Source organism: Campylobacter concisus (assembly GCF_003049065.1).
GTDB lineage: Bacteria > Campylobacterota > Campylobacteria > Campylobacterales > Campylobacteraceae > Campylobacter_A > Campylobacter_A concisus_BE.
This window is the reverse complement of record NZ_PISC01000002.1, coordinates 105,290-126,532: the sequence shown is the minus strand read 5'-3', so window position 1 is coordinate 126,532 and position 21,243 is coordinate 105,290. Positions and strand designations below refer to the sequence as shown.

Annotated in this window: 21 protein-coding genes and 1 pseudogene; 13 read left to right on the top strand and 9 right to left on the bottom strand. The window is 39.8% G+C overall.

Annotated elements, in window-relative coordinates; genetic code table 11:
• Nucleotides 1-84 precede the first annotated feature (84 nt).
• Genes CVS81_RS02310 through CVS81_RS02295 form a run of 4 tightly spaced genes read left to right on the top strand, consistent with a single transcriptional unit; the run spans nt 85 to nt 3,560 of the window.
• Nucleotides 85-639 carry a GNAT family N-acetyltransferase gene (locus tag CVS81_RS02310; protein WP_107964971.1) on the top strand — a complete coding sequence of 185 codons (555 nt, stop codon included), beginning with the start codon at nt 85-87 and terminating at the stop codon, nt 637-639.
• On the top strand, nt 636-839 hold the full coding sequence (locus tag CVS81_RS02305; RefSeq protein WP_009294304.1) for a heavy-metal-associated domain-containing protein: 204 nt from the start codon (nt 636-638) through the stop codon (nt 837-839). Before CVS81_RS02310 ends, CVS81_RS02305 begins: the two co-directional genes overlap by 4 nt.
• Nucleotide 840: 1 nt before the next feature.
• Nucleotides 841-3,018 carry a heavy metal translocating P-type ATPase gene (locus CVS81_RS02300; RefSeq protein ID WP_107964970.1) on the top strand — a complete coding sequence of 726 codons (2,178 nt, stop codon included), beginning with the start codon at nt 841-843 and terminating at the stop codon, nt 3,016-3,018.
• Between the two features lie 2 nt (nt 3,019-3,020).
• A complete protein-coding gene (locus CVS81_RS02295; protein WP_107964969.1) occupies nt 3,021-3,560 on the top strand; it encodes an oxidoreductase in 540 nt (179 codons plus the stop codon).
• Nucleotides 3,561-3,562: 2 nt separating this feature from the next.
• Here CVS81_RS02295 and CVS81_RS02290 read toward each other — a convergent pair whose 3' ends face one another.
• Nucleotides 3,563-3,952, bottom strand: a complete 390-nt coding sequence (locus CVS81_RS02290) for a hypothetical protein (protein ID WP_012001374.1) — start codon at nt 3,950-3,952, stop codon at nt 3,563-3,565.
• Between the two features lie 269 nt (nt 3,953-4,221).
• On the opposite strand from CVS81_RS02290, the gene argH reads away from it, so the two are divergent.
• The 4 genes and pseudogenes from argH to CVS81_RS10170 all read left to right on the top strand — a co-directional run bounded on the left by argH (nt 4,222) and on the right by CVS81_RS10170 (nt 8,806).
• Nucleotides 4,222-5,640: an argininosuccinate lyase gene (gene argH / locus CVS81_RS02285; RefSeq protein WP_107964968.1), complete on the top strand. Its 1,419-nt coding sequence runs from the start codon at nt 4,222-4,224 to the stop codon at nt 5,638-5,640.
• Nucleotides 5,637-7,643 carry an AAA family ATPase gene (locus tag CVS81_RS02280; protein WP_107964967.1) on the top strand — a complete coding sequence of 669 codons (2,007 nt, stop codon included), beginning with the start codon at nt 5,637-5,639 and terminating at the stop codon, nt 7,641-7,643. Before argH ends, CVS81_RS02280 begins: the two co-directional genes overlap by 4 nt.
• Nucleotides 7,644-8,134: 491 nt before the next feature.
• Nucleotides 8,135-8,440: pseudogene (locus CVS81_RS10175) on the top strand (methyl-accepting chemotaxis protein); the annotation flags it as partial.
• Between the two features lie 57 nt (nt 8,441-8,497).
• A complete protein-coding gene (locus tag CVS81_RS10170; protein WP_375338548.1) occupies nt 8,498-8,806 on the top strand; it encodes a CZB domain-containing protein in 309 nt (102 codons plus the stop codon).
• Between the two features lie 40 nt (nt 8,807-8,846).
• Here CVS81_RS10170 and CVS81_RS02270 read toward each other — a convergent pair whose 3' ends face one another.
• The 3 genes from CVS81_RS02270 to CVS81_RS02260 are packed head-to-tail and all read right to left on the bottom strand — an operon-like array spanning nt 8,847 to nt 11,727.
• Nucleotides 8,847-10,043, bottom strand: coding sequence for an MFS transporter (locus tag CVS81_RS02270; protein ID WP_107964966.1), 1,197 nt, complete (start codon nt 10,041-10,043; stop codon nt 8,847-8,849).
• 1 nt (nt 10,044) lies between these two features.
• Complete coding sequence (locus CVS81_RS02265) at nt 10,045-11,250, bottom strand: copper resistance protein NlpE (protein ID WP_107964965.1); 1,206 nt, start codon at nt 11,248-11,250, stop codon at nt 10,045-10,047.
• Nucleotides 11,251-11,298: 48 nt separating this feature from the next.
• Nucleotides 11,299-11,727 (bottom strand): copper resistance protein NlpE, encoded by a 429-nt coding sequence (locus CVS81_RS02260; protein WP_107964964.1) that lies wholly within the window; start codon nt 11,725-11,727, stop codon nt 11,299-11,301.
• An 81-nt stretch (nt 11,728-11,808) separates the two neighbouring features.
• On the opposite strand from CVS81_RS02260, the gene CVS81_RS02255 reads away from it, so the two are divergent.
• A complete protein-coding gene (locus tag CVS81_RS02255) occupies nt 11,809-12,723 on the top strand; it encodes an SPFH domain-containing protein (protein ID WP_009294606.1) in 915 nt (304 codons plus the stop codon).
• Nucleotides 12,720-13,112 (top strand): NfeD family protein, encoded by a 393-nt coding sequence (locus CVS81_RS02250; protein ID WP_107964963.1) that lies wholly within the window; start codon nt 12,720-12,722, stop codon nt 13,110-13,112. Before CVS81_RS02255 ends, CVS81_RS02250 begins: the two co-directional genes overlap by 4 nt.
• Nucleotides 13,113-13,132: 20 nt before the next feature.
• Here CVS81_RS02250 and CVS81_RS02245 read toward each other — a convergent pair whose 3' ends face one another.
• Complete coding sequence (locus CVS81_RS02245) at nt 13,133-13,345, bottom strand: hypothetical protein (protein ID WP_021084729.1); 213 nt, start codon at nt 13,343-13,345, stop codon at nt 13,133-13,135.
• 132 nt (nt 13,346-13,477) lie between these two features.
• Between CVS81_RS02245 and CVS81_RS02240 the strand changes: the two genes are divergently transcribed.
• From CVS81_RS02240 to recG, 3 genes are read left to right on the top strand one after another with little or no spacing between them, the layout of a single operon-like run.
• Nucleotides 13,478-14,524, top strand: a complete 1,047-nt coding sequence (locus tag CVS81_RS02240; RefSeq protein WP_035145231.1) for a dehypoxanthine futalosine cyclase — start codon at nt 13,478-13,480, stop codon at nt 14,522-14,524.
• A complete protein-coding gene (locus tag CVS81_RS02235) occupies nt 14,525-15,754 on the top strand; it encodes a M16 family metallopeptidase (protein ID WP_107964962.1) in 1,230 nt (409 codons plus the stop codon).
• Entirely contained in the window at nt 15,744-17,564 is a 1,821-nt protein-coding gene (gene recG, locus CVS81_RS02230) for an ATP-dependent DNA helicase RecG (protein ID WP_107964961.1), read from the top strand. Before CVS81_RS02235 ends, recG begins: the two co-directional genes overlap by 11 nt.
• A 371-nt stretch (nt 17,565-17,935) precedes the next feature.
• Here the strand turns inward: recG and CVS81_RS02225 are convergent, their stop codons facing one another.
• From CVS81_RS02225 to CVS81_RS02210, 4 genes are all read right to left on the bottom strand, one after another.
• Nucleotides 17,936-18,247: a hypothetical protein gene (locus CVS81_RS02225; RefSeq protein ID WP_021086379.1), complete on the bottom strand. Its 312-nt coding sequence runs from the start codon at nt 18,245-18,247 to the stop codon at nt 17,936-17,938.
• 111 nt (nt 18,248-18,358) lie between these two features.
• Nucleotides 18,359-19,132 carry an ABC transporter ATP-binding protein gene (locus CVS81_RS02220; protein WP_103569852.1) on the bottom strand — a complete coding sequence of 258 codons (774 nt, stop codon included), beginning with the start codon at nt 19,130-19,132 and terminating at the stop codon, nt 18,359-18,361.
• Nucleotides 19,132-20,139, bottom strand: a complete 1,008-nt coding sequence (locus CVS81_RS02215; protein WP_107964960.1) for a FecCD family ABC transporter permease — start codon at nt 20,137-20,139, stop codon at nt 19,132-19,134. Before CVS81_RS02215 ends, CVS81_RS02220 begins: the two co-directional genes overlap by 1 nt.
• 3 nt (nt 20,140-20,142) lie before the next feature.
• Complete coding sequence (locus tag CVS81_RS02210) at nt 20,143-21,198, bottom strand: ABC transporter substrate-binding protein (protein ID WP_107964959.1); 1,056 nt, start codon at nt 21,196-21,198, stop codon at nt 20,143-20,145.
• Nucleotides 21,199-21,243: the final 45 nt, after the last annotated feature.

Genomic DNA, 21,243 nt, shown 5'->3' with positions numbered 1-21,243 from the left:
TAGTTTGTCTGCTAAAGCGCCTAATTTGTAAATTTGAAAATAATATTTGGTAAAAATTTAAGCTAAAGGCATATAATCATACCCATGATAAAAAATGCTCAAAAACAAGATGCAAAAATCTGCATAAAACTACTAAATTTAGCGATGGAGGATATCGCCTACAAGCTAAGTGGCTACGACGATCCTGTAAAAAGCGACGAAATTTTAGAGAAATTTTTTAAAAGCGAGACAAACAGACTTAGCTATAAAAATGTCTATGTCTATAAACGTGACGACATGATCATCGCTGCGATGTGCGCTTACTTTGGCGGCGACGCAGCGCAGCTTGATAGAGAAATTTCACAGCATCTAAAGGCTCTTGGCAAAGATGCCCAGATAGAAAAAGAGTGTTTTGATGACGAGTTTTATATAGATAGCATTGCTGTAGATGAGAAATTTAGAGGTCAAGGGTTTGCAAAAGAGCTCATCATGCACTCATTTACCAAAGCAAAAGAGCTAGGACATAAAAAGGTCTCGCTGATAGTTGATATAAATAAGCCAAAAGTTCGTAAATTTTACGAGAGCCTTGGCTTTAAATTTAACACCAAAAAGATCATAAATTTACACGAATACGACCACATGATAAAGGAGATAATATGAAAACATTTGAGGTAAATAATGTGCATTGCCAAAACTGCGCAAACACTATAAAAAACGCACTTGAAGATGACTTTGGCGAGATAAAAGTCGATCTTAGCAAAGAGCCAAGGCAAGTAAGCGTCGATATAAAAGATGGTGATGTTGAGAAATTTAAATCAGAAATGGCTGATCTGGGATTTGACGTGATAAAAGAGCTTTGATATGCCTTTAAAAGTCAAGCTAAATATAGCGGGAATGAGCTGCGTAAATTGCTCAAATGCTATTGAAAAGGTTTCTAAAAAGATAGATGGCGTGCTTGATGCAAATGTAAATTTCGCAAATGCAAGCGGTGAGTTTGTCCTAAAAGACGCCAGCGTGCGTGAGGTTTTAGAGCAAAAGATAAAGAAGCTTGGCTACTTTGTGGCGACAAATATCGATGAATTTGAAGCCAAAAGAGACGAGCATATAACCTCGATAAGAAACAAATTTATATTTGCATTTATCGCAAGCATCGTGATAATGGCGCTTGAGATGTTCGCACCTCACAATATGCTAGTAAATTTACTGATGCTAGTTTTAGCATTTTTGGTTCTAGCTTTTAGCGGCAAAGACTTTTTTGCACACGCCATAGAGGCAGTAAAAAACAAAAACTACGATATGAACGTGCTTGTAGCTCTTGGAAGCGGCAGTGCATTTTTATACTCGCTTTTTGTTGTGATCTTTTCAAATTTCATCCCAGATGATCTAAAAAACGTCTATGTCTCAGGCGTGGCGATGATTATAGCCTTTGTTTTGCTTGGCAAGTACCTTGAAGAGCGCTCAAAGGCAAAGGCAGGCGACTACCTAAAGACACTACTTAAAATTTCACCAAAGACCGCCTTTTTGGTCATGCCAGATGGACAGAGCAAAGAGGTAAATGTAAATGAGCTAAAAGTAGGCGATATCGTCATCGTAAAAAATGGCTACAACGTCCCAAGTGATGGCGTGATAGTCCAAGGTGGCGCTGAGATCGACGCTTCTATGCTTACAGGAGAGAGCTTGCCTGTTTATAAAGAGGTAGGCGATAGCGTATTTGCCGGCACTCTAAACACAAATGGCTACATAAGCGTCAAGGTAACAAAGAGTTCTTACGAGAGCTTACTATCTCAAATTTTAAGCTTGCTAAGCGACGCTAGCTCTAAAAAGATGCCTATCGGACGGCTGGCTGATAAGATAGCAAATATCTTTGTGCCAAGCGTCGTGGCGATCTCAGTTCTTACATTTTTGATATGGATAATTTTTAGTGGAAATTTCGCCTATGCGATCTCTTGCGCGATCTGCGTGCTTATCATCTCATGCCCATGCGCGCTTGGTCTTGCCACGCCAATAGCAATAGTTAGCTCCCTCGCGCGTGGCGCAAAAGCTGGAATTTTGGTTAAAAACCCAGAAGTTTTAGAGCTGATAAAAGATGCTAAATTTGTAGCATTTGACAAAACTGGCACGCTAAGTAAGGGGCTAATCAGCGTCAAAAGCTCAAATTTGAGTGAAAAAGAGTTGGAGCTAGTGGCGTCTGCTGAAAATTTAAGCGAGCATCCGATCTCAAAGGCGATCGTAAGATATGCAAAACAAAATTGCATAAATTTACAAAAGCTAAATGGCAAATTTCAAAACGTAGTTGGTCAAGGCATCGTCTATGAAGATGAAAGCAATAAGATAATAATAGGCAACGAAAAACTACTTGCGGCAAATGGAATTTTGCTAAATGAAGCTGATAGTAAAGCGATAAAAGAGGCTACAAATGATGGAAGCGGCGTCATACTTTGCGCGGTCAATCAAAAATTTAGCGGATTTTTAACGCTAAGCGATGAGCTAAAAAATGAGGCAAATAGCGTTATAAACGAGCTTGCAAGGCTAAATTTACAAAGTGTGATCCTATCAGGAGATGATAAAAAAGTAGTGGCAAATATCGCTAGCAACCTAAACGTGAGCGAATACTACGCAAACATGCTGCCTGAGGATAAATTTAACAAGGTAAAAGAGCTAATGAGCCGAGGTGGCGTGATCTTTGTGGGAGATGGCATAAACGACTCGCCATCGCTAAAAGAAGCAAGCGTTGGTATCGCTATGAACTCAGGCTCAGACATCGCTAAAGGCGCTGGTGATATCGTGCTTGTAAAAAACGACTTGCGTGGCGTAAGCGGGCTTGTAAAGCTTGCAAATGCGACTATTGCTAACATAAAAGAGAATTTGTTTTGGGCATTTATGTATAACGCCATTTGCATACCAGTGGCTGCTGGCGTGCTCTATCCTATTTTTGGCGTGCTTTTAAGCCCAGTTTACGGCTCGATGGCAATGTGCTTAAGCTCGGTTACTGTCGTGCTAAACGCGCTTAGACTTAGATATTTGAAGCTTAAGGATTAAATTTGAGACTTGGAGAGCTTTACAGTGTCGTAGCGGCTGCACTTGCTACAAATTTTAATGGTATCTTGGGTGTCTCATCTTTTATGCGTATCAAAAAGACAAATGCGTGGATAACGCAGACAAAGAGCGATGCGAATGCAAAAGGAAATGAGCTTTACGCTAAATTTATCAAAGATGAGAGTAGTGCGGCCTTGTGTGATGATTTTGTCATTTTGAAGGCAAAATTTGAAGCAAGCTACTATTTCTCAAGCGCAAAAGACGATTTGGCGCAATTTTACAAGGCTATAAATTTTGTGCCGAAAATGGGTGAGGTTGATAGCATCTCAAATCAGCTCATTTTGATAGCAAATATCTTAAAAAAAGAGGCGACAAAAGAGTCTATGCAGCTTCTTGCTGCTTTTAGCCTCTCGTTTTTCTTACCTTATGCCGAGCAACTTGCAAAAGAGCTTGAACAAAATGCTAGCAGTAACTTCTATAAGTCAATGGGATACTTTTTAGAGGATTTTTGTTTGGTTTTAAAAACTATTATCGGTAAGGCTTAGTCTTAAGCCTGTACCATTTCTGTCATCTGAGTTTTAATACTTAAAATGTTATTCTGAATGCTTGATTGTTCTAAATTTAGATGATGAAGCATCTGCATAGAATCACGATCTTTCAGGTGCTGGATGCTTGAAATTTGATCAGCTATATCGCTTCTTTGATCTTGTAATTTTTCTAAATTTTTTTGTAACTCTGTGACATCTTCTTTTCTAATAATTGTAGGTTTTTGTCTAACCTCTTCTCTTTGTTCGACATGCACATCATTACTTCTAACGATATCTTTTGTACCATAGCCAGAAGATACTAATATGCTGGTTTTAGCGCTACTTGATGATATAGATGTGTAGCCGTTATGATAGAAAACATTTGAGTTCATATTTGCATCTATTTGCATATCGTCCTTCCTTTTTAGTTTATTTCTTCATTTAAAACTATATCGGCAATAAATCAAAAAACTTGAAATAGTTTTTAAAAAGTTGCTGGGCGAATTATATTTTAATAACCTTAAATGTAAATTATATATATAACTTTTTTACTACTCTAACATAATTTTTATATTACATTTCACTTTTTTGATCAAAAAATTTATTTTTAAAATGCTCGTAAAAGCCTAGTTAAGCACCATTTTGTTAAAATCACGCAAAATTAATCAAAGGCAAAGCTATGAAAAAAGATGAAAACGCGCATAAAAAGATGTGGGAGGGCAGATTTAGCGAGGCTAGCTCGAAGTTGCTTGAGGATTTTAACGCTTCTATAAATTTTGATAAAAATCTTTTTGAAGAGGATATCGCTGGCAGTAAGGCGCATGCTAAAATGCTAGGAATTTGCGAAATTTTGAAAAAAGACGAGTCAGAGGCGATCATAAAGGGGCTTGATGAGGTTTTGGCTGAGATAAGGGCTGGTAAATTTGATTTTAAGATAGAGGATGAAGATATCCACATGGCGGTTGAAAAGCGCCTTAGCGAGATCATCGGAGCTGAGCTTGGTGGCAGACTTCACACAGCTAGAAGCAGAAATGATCAGGTCGCGCTTGATTTTAAATTTTATGTTTTGAAGAAAAATTTAGAAATTTCTTCACTCATTAAAGAGATCATCGCCACGCTTACAAATTTAGCCAAAAACCACAAAGATACGCTAATGCCAGGCTACACGCACCTTCAGCATGCCCAGCCAGTAAGCCTTAGCTACCATTTGCTAGCCTACGCGTTTATGTTTAAGAGGGATTTTGAGCGATTTGTCAGCTCGTATGAGCGAAACAACCTAAGTCCGCTTGGCTCAGCAGCCCTTGCTGGCACGCCGCACAAGATAGATAGAACTATCGTTGCAAACGAGCTTGGCTTTGCAGGTTGCACGCAAAATGCGATGGATAGCGTGAGCGACCGCGACTTTGCGCTTGAAATTTTATTTAACATTAGCGTTTTTATGACGCACGCTTCTAGGCTTTGTGAGGAGCTCATACTCTGGAGCTCGCAGGAATTTGGCTTTGTAAGCATTAGTGAAGCTTATAGCACGGGCAGCTCCATCATGCCTCAAAAGAAAAATCCAGACGTCGCTGAGCTCATACGTGGCAAAACCGGGCGTGTAAATGGAAATTTAGTAGCGCTGCTAACTACGATGAAAGGCTTGCCACTTGCTTACAATAAAGATATGCAAGAAGATAAAGAGGGCGTTTTTGATAGCGTTGCGACCATTTTAAGCTCGGCTACTATCCTAAATGAGATGATAAAAACAGCTAAATTTAATGAAAAAAATATGCTAAAAGCGACAAAAACAGGCCATCTAAGTGCCACTGATCTGGCGGACTACCTAGTGCGTGAGAAAAATATCCCATTTAGAACGGCGCACTTTATCACCGGCAAGGCTGTGGCAAAGGCTGAAAGCTTGGGGCTTGATCTAAGCGAGCTAAACAAAGAGCAGCTAAAAAGTGTCGATGAAAATTTAGATGAAAATGCCATTAAATTTCTAGATCTTCATACTTCAAAAGAGGCGCGCACTTCAAAAGGCGGCACGGCAAATAAAAGTGTGGAGGAGCAGATAGAAATTTTGGAGGCTTGGTTGGAAAATAAAGGAGAAATTAAATGATTGTCGGAATTTTATTGAAGAATTACAAGATATACAATGGAATTAGATATATACCTGTTACCACCAATCATAATTTTATAGCTTATATTGGCGACAACGGTGTAGGAAAAAGCTCAATTTTGGAAGCCCTCGACACATATTTTAATGGCAGAGAGTGGAATTACCATAAAGGAGTTAGTCTCTCTGGACCAGGTAGGCCTTACATAGTTATTTTAAACTTGCTTGAAAAAAATAAAGTTAGATTATTAACAAAGGGTGATGATGAAACTCTTCAAAATATAGAAAAGATTAGTGAATACTTTTACAACATTGATGATTTAAAGCTACCAAAGGGTATACATGAAGATGTTGTCGACTTTATTAAAAATGATTTAAAAATTATTGCTAATAAATACAAAGAAACCCATTTTTTTGTTATTTCTGGAATAGGCTATGATAAAGGTGAAAAATCATATTTTGGATCATTTGATGGCTTAATTGCAAATGCATTTAACTTAGACTATAGTAGTCAAGAAAACGACAATGAAGAGGATAATGAAGATAGTAAAAATAGAGAGTTAAGAAAAAAATTTGAGAAACTAAACAGCATAATTAAAAGTTATTATTCGTATATTTATATGCCTGTTGAAGCCGGGATAGAAGAGTTTACAAAACTCGAGACTGATAATATGCAAAAACTAATTGGAACAGATATTAGTACTAAAATAACAAACATTATCGAAGAGAAAAATCTAAAGCGTATCAACAAAGATTTGAATAACTTTGTTGATATTTTGGAGAAAAAACTTTTAAATCTTTATGCCTACAAGAGCCCGTCAAATAGAACCAATATTACTATGAAAGAATTAATAGATAAGGTTATAGAGTTATTTTTTTCAATTAGAATATTACACAAAATAATAGATGGCGATAAAATAAAAGCAGACAGATTAAGTTCAGGAGAAAAAAGGCAGTCACTTATAGATGTTGCAACAGCTTTATTAGATAGTCAAGCTATAGACGATAAAGAAATTATACTTGCCGTAGATGAGCCAGAGTCGTCTTTAAATTTATCTAAAAATTTTTCTCAATTTGAAAAATTAATAAGGATTTCTCAAAGTAAGGCACAAGTTATAATTACTACACATTGGTATGGATTCTTGCCAGTTGCAATGAATGCAAATGCTCACTTTCTTTCTAAAAAAACTATGAATGAAAATATTAGATTTAACTTTAATACATTTGATTTGTATAACTATAGAGAGGAATTAAAACAGATTAATAAGCAAGACTATGCTCAAATGCCTGATGATGTTCAGCTTAAAAGTGTTTATGACTTGGTCCAATCAATTGTTTCGTCAGTAAGGCTCGATGAACCATATAATTGGCTAATTTGCGAAGGCAGCTCTGATAAAATTTATTTTGACTTCTATTTTAAAGATTTAGTAGAAAGGAATAATTTAAGAATATTGCCAGTAGGCGGAGCTTCCGAAGTTATAAAAATTTACGAGTATTTAAAACTACCAATGTCAGAAAAAGATAACATAAAGGGTAAAATATATTGTTTAATAGATAGTGACGGTAAGAGGGAGCAACTTATTTGTGATAGCAAATGCAAAGACCATATGGTAGCGAAAAGAATTTTAAATAAAAGTAATGATCAAAAAACGTCTTTGGTTGATGTAAGTAGCAATGACTATGAAATGAAAACGGAAATAGAGGACTGTTTAGACGGTATTGTTTTTATTGAAACATTAAAAACATATACTGAAGACCAAGATATCGTAGCCATACTTAAAGATGAAAAGAATTTTAAAGACAAGTCTCTAAATTCGTATTTTTGTTTTGACTTAAAAACAAGTGGGCAAGAAGTATTAAAAAAATTCTTCGATCAAGATAGTGGACAAAGAAAAATAGAATTTGCTAAAAGATATGTTGAAATAGCTAAAAATAATAATCCAAAATCCAAAAATCTAGATTGGATTGGTGAAATTAAAAAGTGGTTTAAAGAGAAAAAAATATAAAACAAAATTTAAAATTTACAAGCATCTAGTAAAAATTTAATTATAATTACGCAAAATTTACAAATTTTAAAGGATGAAAAATGTTTTTTGACAGCAAAAGTAAAGAGCTTGGTAGTAAAAATGAAGCTTTAGAGAGAGAAAATGAAGCTTTAAAGGCTGAAATTTTAGCACTTAAAAATGAGCTAAAAAATGCCAAAACTTGCGAGCCAAAAGAGCAAGCTAAGGATAAGCAAGAGGCTGTAAATTTGCTGCTTACTAGCTATCAAGATGGTATGAATTTCTTACAATCAACCATCGAAGAAAACCTAAAAATGCTTGAAAATATAAACCATTTAAATGAAAAAACCTTCAAAGAGACAGGCGAGCTCAAGTCTCAAACGGCTGAAATTTTAAGCTCGATCGAGCAAGTAAGCCAGATGAGTGGCGATCTCTCAAACGACGCTTCTTCGCTTGATGGAAGCGTAAATTCTATCGTTGAGATCATAAATCTCATAAAAGACATCTCAGATCAGACAAATTTGCTAGCACTAAATGCTGCTATCGAGGCGGCTCGTGCGGGCGAGCATGGACGCGGCTTTGCAGTCGTTGCAGATGAGGTTAGAAAGCTTGCAGAGCGCACGCAAAAGGCTACACTTGAGGTTGAAGTAAATATAAATGGCCTTAAGCAAAGTGCAAATACGATGATCGAAATGAGCGAGAGTTTTTCTAAAATTTCAGCAAATGCGATGCAAATTTTAGGCGGTTTTGAGGGCAACATCTCAAGCGTAAATGCCAACACGCAAAACATCCTAAATCAAGCTCTAAATGTCACAAACGAAGTAAATGTAAGCAACGGCAAGATAGATCACATCAACATGAAGCTAAATGGCTACCGAGGCGTGCTTCTTGGCGAGATAAATAAAATTCAAGACGTGCATGAGTGTAGATTTGGCAAGTGGTATGAAAAGGATGTGAAAAATACCATCATAAAAGATCCAAGAACCCTCTCAAGCATAGCTGCGCACCACGAAAATGTCCATCACGGACTAGATAAGGCTATGGCGATTTTTGCTGACAAAGATAAGGGGCATCTAGCAGGTGTCGAGATACTAAAAGATGTCGAGCACTCAAGTAAAGCAGGCTTTGAAGAGCTACTTGAAGCGGTAAAAGCTGCTAGAAAGTAAGCAAATATAAATGGCTGGATTTCTAGCCATTTAGACGCAACTACCTTATCTCATACCTTTTTGAAACTACGTGGTAGTAAAAGGCCCCAACGAAAAAGAGGCTTCCCATAAAGGTTGCGATCATCTCCACGCTTAGTCCAAGCTCATATAAAAAGCCGATCGCAAATGAGATAAGTGCGCTAAATCCAAGAAAAACCATATCGTTATACGCGATCACTCTGCCGTAAAACTCTTTTTGGCAGTTTTGCTGAAGCAGCGTGTAGGTGTAGCTCCAAAGGCTTGACGTGCAAAATCCTGCAAAGATGATGCCAATTAGCGAGAGATAAAAATTTCGCAAAGATAGTGCCCAGATGATGATGCCAAGCCCTTGACCGACGTAGATGTAGATGAGTGTTTTTTTATTCATAAATTTACTAAGCAAGGCTGGCGCAAACATAAGAGAGATCGACCTTGAGGCGTTTAGTAGGCCAATAACTAGCGAGGTTGAGAGTAAATTTGCGTATCTATAGTCAGCCAAAAGCGCGATCAACGCGTCATAAGCGGTGATGCCAACAAAGGCGTGCAAAAATATAAGATGCACGATGAGTCTATTTTCTTTTAGGTATTTAAGCCCATTTTTGAGCATTTTTAGAGGTTTTTCTATAAATTCTGGCTTTAGCTCGTCTAGCTTTAAAAGATATAAAAAGCCAAAACTGCAAAGATAAAGAGCTCCGTCGAGCAAAAAGGCGCTTTTGATGCCAAAAAAGTGTATATAAACGCCAGCAAGCCCCATGCCAGCAGTGTATGAGACCGCCCAGATGATAGAGTGGATCTCGTTTGCAAGCTTTAGGCTCTCTTTGCTTAAAATTTTTGGTAGCACGCTCATCTCGACTTGAAAATACATCCCGCCAACACCGTTTCTAATAAAAATGATAAACAAAAGTAGCCATAAATAATCAAGCGAATTTATAAAAAGCAGCATAAAAACGCTTATGGTCTCAACCGCCATCATGATAACAAGCATCGGTTTTGGGCTAAATTTATCAACCAAAATGCCACTAAACGGGGCGATGACGACACCTGGGATAAACGCCATCGCCGCACTTAGCGTGAGCGCCCACACAGGAGCGTCAAGCGAGATAAGTAGCGTGAAAATCCCAGTGTGCGAGAACCACACACCAAAGTAGCACATGAGCTGGACGGTGCTTAAAAGGCGGAAATTTCTCTCGTCCTTTAAAAGCTTAAGATACTCTTTCAAGCTACTGGTTCCACATCAGAGTTATCTGTTCTATCTGCGCCTCGTCTGGGATCTGGCTTAAGCTTGTTATCTCTTGTGCGAGCGGATTTTTAAGCTTTATAAGCATGTCGTGGCTGTCTATTTTTAGATAGATATTGTTTGCATCGCTTTGAAATTTAGAGATGACAAGGGCGTTTTTTATATCTTTGAAATTTGATTTTAGGCTGATATTTTCAGGAGTTTTAAACTCGTTTGAGTAAATTTCAATGCTTGTAATGATGCCATTTAGCAAGGTGTATTCAAAAATTCTCTCGTTTTTGCTTGTGACGATGTAGCTATTTTCTTTTTTAGTATTGTCTCTTTTTATGTTTTTTGCGCCATAAAATTTCATCACATCAGCATTTGCTGACTCGTTTGTAAGTTTTGCAAAAAAGCCCTTGCCAAAGAGGCTAGATCTACCTTTTTCTCTTTTGTAGTGTCCGCTTATGTGAGCATTTTTGCAAATTTTATCATTTGCGATTATGAAGATGTCGTTAGCGGTTTTATGCACGCTTAAAGCCACGCCTTTTTCATCCAAAAGGTAAAAAATGCCCTTGTCATAAAGCAGCTCTGAGTTAAATTTACAAAGTGATGAGCCATCTTTTAGCGATGAGTAAAAGCTTATCTTTGCGCCATTTTTACTAGGCACAAGCACAAGCTCTAAAAAGCCATTTTTGTCTTTAAATTTAGAAAATCTAGCAAAAAAACTCTCTTTATAAGCCCTATTTACCGGCTCATAATTATAAATTTGAGCTAGCACGCCAACTCGTTTATTTTTCTTATCATCAAGCTGAAGAAGTGAGTTTTTGTTTGGCACAAAGTAGCTAAGTGCACCACTTTCATCTTTTAGCACGATAGCGCTCTCATCGACATCAAATGTGCCACCTTTTTCTACCAAGGTGGCAGCCTTATCCATCGTAAGCATAGTTTTTGTGTAGGTTTTGTCTTTATTTAGAGTTAGGATGGTCTTTATGCCCTCGCAGTTTGAGCATGGCAAGGTGGTGTAGTAGCTCGTGTAGATAGAGTTTGAAAGTATTAGTTTTTCTGATTTTTTAGGTTTTTCGTCTCTAACTAGTGGTTTTTCTTCTTTTGTTTTTTGTGTTTGCTCTTGATTTTGTGGCTTTAGATTTTCATTTTTGGCGCAGCCGATGATGAAAAATGAGATAAGTATGGCAAAAAGATATTTCATTTGCAACTCCTTAAAAATTGCAAAATTATATCATTTTGCCTTTAAAATTTATTTTACGCGTTTAAAGATGTATTTGTCTTTTAGCTCGCCAGTGACCTCTTTTTGATCCATGTCAAGCATCTTTAGGCTCTCTCCATCGATCTTATAAAAGCTCTTCTCTTTATACTCATCAATGGTTGTGATGACGCCATTTTTTATAGAGTATTTGCCTTTGCTAACGGCTTTGTAGTTGTCTTTTGACTTGTAGTTCATTACACTTTCAAATGTGCCGTCTTTTTTTAGTGTGAGGGTTGAGTCTATGCCCATGCAGCTAGCGCAAGGTAAAAATGCCTTGTAAGTGCCCTCTATGCTGCTTACTGGAGCCATGCAACTGCCTTTTACTTCACATTTGCCTTGTGGGACGCTCGCGCTTTGGTTTGACGTAGCGCAACCTGCTAAAAGTAGAGCCGCACTTAGTGCAAAGATAAAATTTTTCATGCTGATCCTTTTTGAAAATAAAATTTAAAAATGTATTATAATACTTAAGAAAATAACAAATTATAAATTAAAGGAGAGAAGATGCAAGTTGAGACATTTGGCGTTTTAGTCGTTGTTTTGGTCATTTTTGCATTTTTGTTTTTAAAAGCTGGCATCAAGATCGTGTCGCAAGCAGATAACTTGCTGATCGAGCGACTTGGTAAATTTCACAAGGTGCTTGACGGGGGATTTCACATTATCATCCCATTTGTCGATCAGATAAGGGCGATCATAACTATAAAAGAGCAACTTGTTGATATCACAAAACAGCAAGTCATCACAAAAGATAACGTTAATATTAGCGTCGATGGCATCGTCTTTTTAAAGGTTTTTGACGCAAAAATGGCGGTTTATAACGTAGATAACTACAAGCGCGCCATTGCAAATTTGGCCATGACAACGCTTCGTGGTGAGATAGGTGCTATGAACCTTGACGATACACTAAGCTCTCGTGACCGCTTAAATGCCGCACTTCAAGTGGCTCTTGGCGATGCTGCTGGCAACTGGGGCGTAAAGATCATGAGGGTTGAAATTTCTGAAATTTCTGTCCCGCTTGGCATTGAAGAGGCGATGAATATGCAGATGAAAGCTGAGCGTGAAAAGCGCGCGATCGAGCTAAAAGCCTTGGCTGAAAAAGAGGCACTCATCCGAAACGCAGAGGCGCTAAAACAAGAAAAAGTGCTTCAAGCAGAGGCGATCGAGCGTATGGCTGATGCGAAAAAATACGAGCAAATCGCCATTGCAACGGCTCAAAAAGAGGCTATGGATATGATAAATGACAGCATGAGCAAAAACGCAAATGCGGCTGAATTTTTGCTTGCGCGTGACAGGGTCGGGGCATTTAGCGAGCTAGCTAAAAATAGCTCAAAAGATAAAATTTTAGTCCCTTACGAGGCGACTGAACTAATTGGCTCACTTAGCGTTTTAAAGAATTTCTTAGCTAAGGATAAGGCGTGATAAGTCCTTTTATAATGATAGCCATCGGCGCGCTCTTATGCGTGGCTGAGCTTATGCTATTTTCATTTTATCTGCTCTTTTTTGGCGTCGCTTTTATCATCGTTGGGGCGGTAAATTTTGGCTTTAGTTTTGAGTGGAGCTTTCAAATTTTAGCCGTCTTAGTGCTTGCATTTATCTTGCTTGCGCTCTTAAAGGCGCCTTTAAAGAGTAAATTTATGGCTAAAAAAGAGAGCTATAACGAGGAGTTTTTAGACGAGCCAGGTGTTGGCGAGATCAGAGAGAATATGGTCTATTTTAAAGGCACTTTTTGGAAGTATGACGGAGCGCTAAAAAACGGCGAGAAAGTGCAGGTTTTAGGCACTAAAGGCGACAAGGTTATATTAAAATAAAGTGCCATTTGGCACTTTATCTATTTTGCGTGGGCTGGGCAGCCTGCCGGCATTTGCTCATGCATCGCACCTTGCATGCCATGATGAGGGCAGCTTGGCATATTTTCTTGCATCATTTTTTGATGATGAGCACATCCACAACTTGCTCCTTGAGGCTTGGCTGGTTTTGGCTCGTTTTTGGCACAACCAACTAAAAATAGCCCGCAGATAACGGCAAATATAACCTTTTTCATAACTTGCTCCTTTAAAGAATTTCTCACATTTTAGCCTTTAAAAATTAATTTTTCATAACGCCTGATTTATCATATTTAAAAGCATTTTTGGCTAAACTCTCGCCCAAAAATAAGCAAAATAAAAGGTTAAATTTGAAAAGACTTAGTGTAAATGAAGCCATCGACCTTATAGAAAATGCACCGCTTCACGAGCTTGGCAAGATGGCGCTAGCTAGAAAAAAAGAGCTTCATCCAGAGGGCATAACGACCTTCATCGTAGATCGCAACATCAACTATACAAATGTCTGCTGGGTGGATTGTAAATTTTGCGCATTTTACCGTCACGCAAAAGAAGAGGACGCTTACGTGCTAAGTTTTGAGGAGATCGGCAAGAAGATCGAGGAGCTAATCGCCATTGGAGGCACGCAAATTTTATTTCAAGGTGGCGTTCATCCAAAGCTAAAGATCGAGTGGTACGAGGAGCTTGTAAGCTACATCAGCAAGCACTATCCAAGCATCACGATACATGGCTTTTCTGCCGTTGAGATCGACTACATCGCAAGAGTTTCAAAAATTTCTACAAAAGAGGTCTTAAGACGCCTAAACGAAAAGGGCTTATACTCGATGCCAGGGGCTGGAGCGGAGATTTTAAGTGACAGAGTGCGTGACATCATCGCCCCTAAAAAGTGCGACACTGCAGACTGGCTTCGCATACACAAAGAGGCGCACGAGCTTGGCATGAAGACGACTGCGACGATGATGTTTGGCACGGTTGAGAGCACTCGCGAGATCGTAGAGCACTGGGAGCATATCAGAAATTTACAAGATGAAACGGCTGGATTTAGAGCATTTATACTTTGGAGCTTTCAAGGGCTAAATACAAAGCTCATGCAAGAATTCCCAGAGATCAAAAAGCAAAGCTCAAACGTCTATCTAAGGCTTCTTGCGGTCTCAAGGCTCTTTTTGGATAACTTTAAAAATATCCAAAGCAGCTGGGTCACGCAGGGCAGCTACGTAGGCCAGCTTGCGCTTCTTTTTGGCGCAAATGATCTTGGCAGCACGATGATGGAGGAAAACGTCGTAAAGGCAGCAGGGGCTAGCTTTAGGATGAATCAAGACCAGATGATCGAGCTTATAAAAGATGTCGGAGAAATCCCAGCTAAGCGCAACACAAACTACGATATTTTGGAGAAATTTTAGATGAAAATTTTAGATATCAATGTAAAAAATGTAAAAATCCCAGTCGTTTTTGAAAGCTCAAAAGCAATGCCAGTAGTGAGCCTAAAACTAGTTTTCAAAGCAGCTGGCAGCTCGCAAAATGGCAAGCTAGCAGGCCTTGCAAGGCTAAGTGCAAATTTGCTAAACGAGGGCGATATGAAGCTAGGCTCGGCTAAATTCGCTAAAGAGCTTGAAGTGCGGGCGATTAGCCTAAATGCAAGCTGCGGCTTTGAGACATTTTGCATCGATCTAAACTGCCTAAAAGAGCACTTTGTCTTTGCATGTGGCAAGCTAAAAGAGCTTCTGCTAGCTCCAAATTTAACAGAAGAAATTCTAAATAGGTGCAAAACCGTCACACTTGGCGAGATCGCAGCAAATGAAAACGACTTTGACTACGTGGCAAGGCAGGGACTTTTTGAGATTTTATACCCAAAAAGCGTGCTTTCAGAGCCTAGTATCGGCACTAAAAAGAGCATAAAAGCGATCACGCTTGAAGATGTGAGCAAATTTTTAAACGAGCATTTAGACCTTTCAAATTTACTTTGCGTGCTTGGTGGTGACATCGACGAGAAACAGACAAAAGAGCTTGCTGGCGTTTTAGAGATCCTAAAACCTGGCAAGGTGCGAAAGCTAGAGCGCTTTAGCCCAAGTGACAAGTGCGAAAGCAGCGAGATCATCAGGCAAAGCGAACAGGCCTACATCTACTTTGGCGCGCCATTTGATGTAAAGCCTGAAGAGAAATACAAGGCCGCAGTGGCGACATTTATCTTAGGCGAGGGTGGCTTTGGCTCGAGGCTCATGGAGGAGATCCGCGTGAAAAGAGGGCTTGCATACAGCGCCTACGCTAGAAATTTGCTAAATCTCTCTTACAGCCAGCTTTATGGCTACATGCAGACAAAAAATGAGAAAAAAGATGAAGCGATCGCCGTTATAAAAGAGGAAATTTTAAAATTTAGTAAAAAAGGCGTTAGCAAGGCCGAGCTTGAGCAGGCGAAGAAATTCTTACTTGGCTCGTTGCCGCTTAGACTTGAGACGCTATTTAAGCGCCTTGATATCGCGCAGGGCGAGTTTTATGAGCATGGCGAGCTTGGGGCATTTTTAAAGGACCTTGATAAAATTTCAGCCCTTTCGCTAAGCGAGCTAAATAGCTTTATAAAAGCCCACGCAGAGATCAATCAGCTAAGTTTTTGCGTCCTAAAAAATGAAATTTGAAGCAAGTGACAGAGCAAAACTTCTAAAAATAGGCGTGCTTAGCCTGCTTGACCTTGCTCTTGTGCTACCAAAGGGCTTTGAGGATACGACTATCGCCAAAAGCCCAAGAGAAGGGCAGGTCTGCATAAATGTAAAGATCACCTCGCTCGCCTCGCGCCCTGGCATGCTGACAGCACTTGCCTTTTGCGAGCAGTGGCAAAGTAGCGTAAAGATCGTCATTTTTAACGCAAAATCTTGGCACTACGGCGCTTTTAAGGTGGGCAAAGAGATGGCGATATATGGGCTTTGCTCCTACGCCTTTGGCTCGTGGCAGATCGTAAATCCAAAAATCACCACAAAAATAGGTCAGATCGTGCCTAAATTTAAGACCGAGCTAAAAGATGAGGAGCTAAAAAAACTCATCTTAAAATATCTAAATTTACAAAATTTAATGGCCGAAGGTTTAAACGAAAAAGAGGCTAAATTTCTAGCCGATCTGCAAAGGCTAGATGAGCAAAGCGTGCAAATTTTATACCGCCTAAAAAACGAGGGCGAGGGTTTAGAAATTTTAAAATTTGTAGAAATTTTTAACTACATAAAAAAGCTAAGTGCCAAAAAAACCTACTTTAAAAGCCCAAAGATCAAGCTTTTTGACATAAGCTCTTGGCTTAAGAGCCTGCCATTTACGCCGACAAACGATCAGATAAACGCCATAAATGACATCAGAGACGACCTTAGCGCCGTGCAGGCAAAAAGGCGCGTCATAATGGGCGATGTGGGAAGTGGTAAGACGCTTGTGATCCTAGCAGCTGCTCTTAGCGTCTATCCGCAAAGTGCCATTTTGATGGCGCCAACAAGCATCTTAAGCGAGCAAATTTATAATGAAGCAAAGAGGCTGCTGCCGCCTTTTATGAATGTGATGCTGGTGCGAAGCGGGGAGAAAAAGATAGACTTTAGCGGGGTAAATTTGATCGTTGGCACGCATGCGCTACTCTTTCACGAGCTGCCAAATTCGCCGCTTGTCATGGTTGATGAGCAGCACCGCTTTGGCTCAAACCAGCGCAAAAAGATAGAGGAGCTTGCTTCAAGCGAGGACGAGCGGGCAAATTTCGTGCAGTTTTCAGCTACGCCAATACCAAGGACGCTAAGTTTAATCCAGTCTGAGATCGTAAATTTTAGCTTTTTAAAGCAGATGCCGTTTAAGAAAAATATAACGAGCCAAATTTTAGGCGCTAGTGAGTTTGGCTTTTTGCTAACTCACATCAAAAAGCAGCTTGCAGGCGGCTTTCAAGTAGCCATCATCTATCCGCTAGTCGAGAGCAGCGAGAGCTCAAACTACCAAAGTCTAAGCGAGGCGCAGGGCTTTTGGCTAAAGAATTTCAAAAATGTCTTCGTCACGCACGGCAAGGACAAAGAGAAAGAGGAAATTTTAAGGCGGTTTAGAGAAGAGGGCGAAATTTTGCTCTCAACCACCGTTGTTGAGGTGGGTATCTCGCTGCCAAGGCTAAATACGATAGTGATCGTGGGCGCTGAGCGGCTGGGGCTTGCCACGCTTCATCAGCTGCGCGGTAGAGTGGGGCGAAATGGCGGCGATGGATACTGCTTTTTATTTACCAAGCTAAAAGAGGCGCCAGCTAGGCTAAAGGAATTTTGCGCGACAAATGACGGCTTTAAGGTGGCCGAGCTTGATCTGAAAAACCGCCAAAGCGGCGATATACTAAACGGCTTTTTTCAGCACGGAGCGACCTTTAACTTCTACGACTACGAGGATGATATCACGCAGGCTGCAAAGGCCAGAGTAGCTGAGCTTAAAAATAAAGCTCAAATTTGATCTTGTGGGTTGCGTTAAATTTAGAGTAGATAATTTTTGGCTAAGAGGATTTAAATTTGCGTCAAATTTAAGATGAGGGCGCAAGCTTTTATGGCTAGTTTTAAATTTGATAGAAAATGGCAACTGTTACGCGGGTTGATTTAGCTTTATCGCGACCGATTTTGTCTTTTTCAATATTGCTGTTAAAAAAGGTTGCTAACAAACCAGTCTAGGTTCTCAGTGATAAAAAATGGCTCAGGGTTTAAAAACGTCTTTACTTTTGCGCTATACCTAAATTTATCTTAGCTAGCAAAATCTAATCTCTCGCAGGCTCTTTTTAAAATTTACATGAAAATTTGATATGGCGGGATAAATTTGCTCTTTTTTGTCGCTCACTCCCAAACTCCCATATTATCGCCAATTATATCGCTATCACCATCTTTTTGACTAATCCAAACCCACTCTTTTACATTTTTAGTTATCCACTCGTTTTTAATGGCGTGTTTATAAACAAATAGACCTAAATTCGCCAAATCATTTTCATCACCTTTTGCGTGAAAGGTATTTTTATCAATCTTGATCAAGTTACACTGCTTGGCAAGCTTGTCTAAATATTCATAGATCACATCTAGCTTATACTTTTTCTCTCTTAAAACCTTTTCTTCATCGATCACGATCTTTGTACCTAGTAGTGGGTAAGCCATTGTTATCCTTTCAAATTTATTTTGCATTTTAGCATTTATGGTTAGTAAATTTAAGTAGAATTTTTTAGATAAAACGAGTGATCTGCCCTTAAAAATTAAGAGCAGATAAATTTATAGTGGATAAGTGAGGCAGCAGTTTCTTTTTACTTCGTCGATGTAGCTCACGTTTAAATTTAGTCCGTAAAGCTTGCTTAAATTTTCGCTTCTGATGATCTCGTCAACCGTGCCAAATCCAACCTCGCCATCACCCTTTACAAGTGCCACATATCCGCCAAGAAGCACGGCAAAGTCAGGGTTGTGAGTGGTTAGCACGACCGAGTAGCCAAGCTCTTTTAGCCATTTGACGGTGCGTAGGAATTTATACTGGTTGCCAAAGTCAAGCGCGCTCGTTGGCTCGTCAAATATGATCATCTTTGGCTGCGCAGCCATCGCACGAGCGATCATACACATCTGCTTTTGACCGCCACTCATCTGTGTGATGAAGCGATTTTCAAGATACTCGATCTCAAGCTTTTTAGTGTAAATTCTAGCGATCTCCTCGTCCTCTTTGCTAGGTCTTGCAAAGATACCAAGGTGTGCCGCGCGACCCATCGTGATAAACTCAAGTCCAGTGTAGTCGTACTCTGTGACTTCGCTTTGAGCCACGTACGCCATGATCTTAGCGCGCTCTTTGTTGCTTAGGCTATCTACGTTTTTGCCATCAAGAAAGATCTCGCCAGAAACTGGCTTTAGCGAGCCGCTTATTAGCCCAAGAGTTGTTGATTTGCCAGCTCCATTTCGACCAAGAATGGTTAAAATTTCCCCAGCGCCTATCTTTAAATTTACATTTTCTAGTTTGCCAGCCCCATTTGGGTAGCTAAAGTTTAAATTTCTAACTTCAAGCATCATGCAACCTTTTTATTTCGCCATAAAACCCAGACGAAAAATACCGTGCCGATAAAGCCAGTAAGTACGCCAAGAGGCACTTCGCTCACGCTTATGCTGCGCGCTAGAGTATCGACAAATAGCAAAAATATCGCACCCATAAATATGCTTGCAGGCATGCTTTTTATGTTATTTGCGCCAACTAGCATGCGCGCTAAGTGAGGCATGAGAAGTCCCACCCAAGCGACTATGCCGCTTATGCAGACGCTGCATGCTGTAAGAAGCGTAGCACAGATGATGATGACAGCGCGCTCGAATGAGACATTTACGCCAAGTCTAGCTGCACTCTCGTCGCCAAGAGATAGTAAATTTATACGCCAGCTCATGGCGATAAGTAAAATGGCGCAGATGATCATCACAGGGGCTATGTATTTTAAGTTGTCACTATCAAGCTTAGCAAGGCTACCAAGCTGCCAATAAACAATGTCAGGTAGCTTTGTCTCAGGGTCTGCGACATACTTTAAAAAGCCGATGATTGATCCCATGAGGCCACTTACGATGATACCAGAAAGAACCAGCATAAGCGTGCTCGCGCGCCCCATCATCTTAGGTATGGCTAGAGTGATAGCAACGGCTGCTAGGCCAAAGCCAAAGGCAAAAGCCTGCACCCAAAATAGCGATAGATCAAAGATGATAGCAGTGGCAGCTCCCACGCAAGCGCCCGCTGAGACGCCTAGAAGATCAGGGCTAACTAGCTGGTTTTTAAAGACGCCTTGATAGGCCGCACCACTCACGCTAAGAGCGGCTCCAACAAGGATGGCTGCGATGATGCGCGGGATGCGTAAATTTTCTATCACGTTTGTGATGTTGCTAGCTGCGCCATCTCCAAAACCAAAGCTGTGAGCTAGCACGCTAAAGACGTCGTTAAAAGGTATGTAAAATCTACCAACGCCAAGTGCGACAAAGGCGCAAAGAAGCGTTAGTAGAGCTAAAAAGATAACAACTATTGAAAAATTTGCGTTTTTCATATCTTACTTGCTGCTACCGTCTGGATTTAGGCCTTTTAAGATATAGCCATACTCTGTGTCGGTAAGCTCGTGACCTAAGAACTCTTTATAAAACTCTTTTGTTTTTGCTTTTATATCGACATCTTTAAATAGATCTGGTTGGATAGTCTTTGCTGCCCATAAAATTTGAAGCACGTTTTCAGCGCCATATCTATCCCAGCTAAATACACCTTTTGGGTTACCATAAACTTTGCCGTTTTTAACAGCATTTGAGCCAGAGAATGCAGGGTGCTCTTTTATCTTTTTGATCTGTGCATCTGTGTCATTGCCGCCAACGATGATGATATCAGGATTTGCATTGATGATCTCTTCTGCGCTAACTTCGATCATTGAGCCCTCAGTATTGATAGCATTTACACCGCCACCTAGCTTGATCCAAGTGTTTTGGATAGTGTTTGTACCATCAATTTTTAGCAAATTCGCTCCGCCAAGAAGGTGAAGTACTTTTGGACGTTTAGCGTCAGGGATGTTTTTTGTTCTTGCTGTTACAAACTCAGAGTTATCATGGATTTTATTAGCAAGTTTTTCAGCTTTTTTTCTAGCATCATCAGTGCCTATAACTTCAGCTGTTGCGTAGATGCTTTTCTCCATATCTGGATAGTCTCTAAAGATCAAATTTACCGCGCTAAAGCCATTTTTGATAAGTTCATCTTGGTAGTTTTTGCTTGATACCACGATAACATCAGGTGCAAGCTTAACAAGCTCTTCGATCTGAAGGTCTTTGCCGTTTAGTGCAGCTGGTAAGTTTTTAAGTTTTGGATAGACGTGCTCAAACCACTTGTTGGTTTTAATTAGATCAGTTGTGGCTACAACCTTATCCATACCGCCAAGTGCTAGGATGATCTCGTTGTTTGCATTCCATAGTGCAGCGATCTTCTCGACCTTCTCAGGCACGCTTACTTTGACGCCTTTCATATCTGTGATGCTTCTAGCAGACTCAGCAGCGCTTAGGCTAAGAGCAGCAAAAAGTGAAGCAACAAGGCCTATTTTAGCCACTTTGTGCATGAAATTCATTTGCATATTTTTTCCTTTTTTCGTGTGAAATAGTTTGGTTGGTATATTACT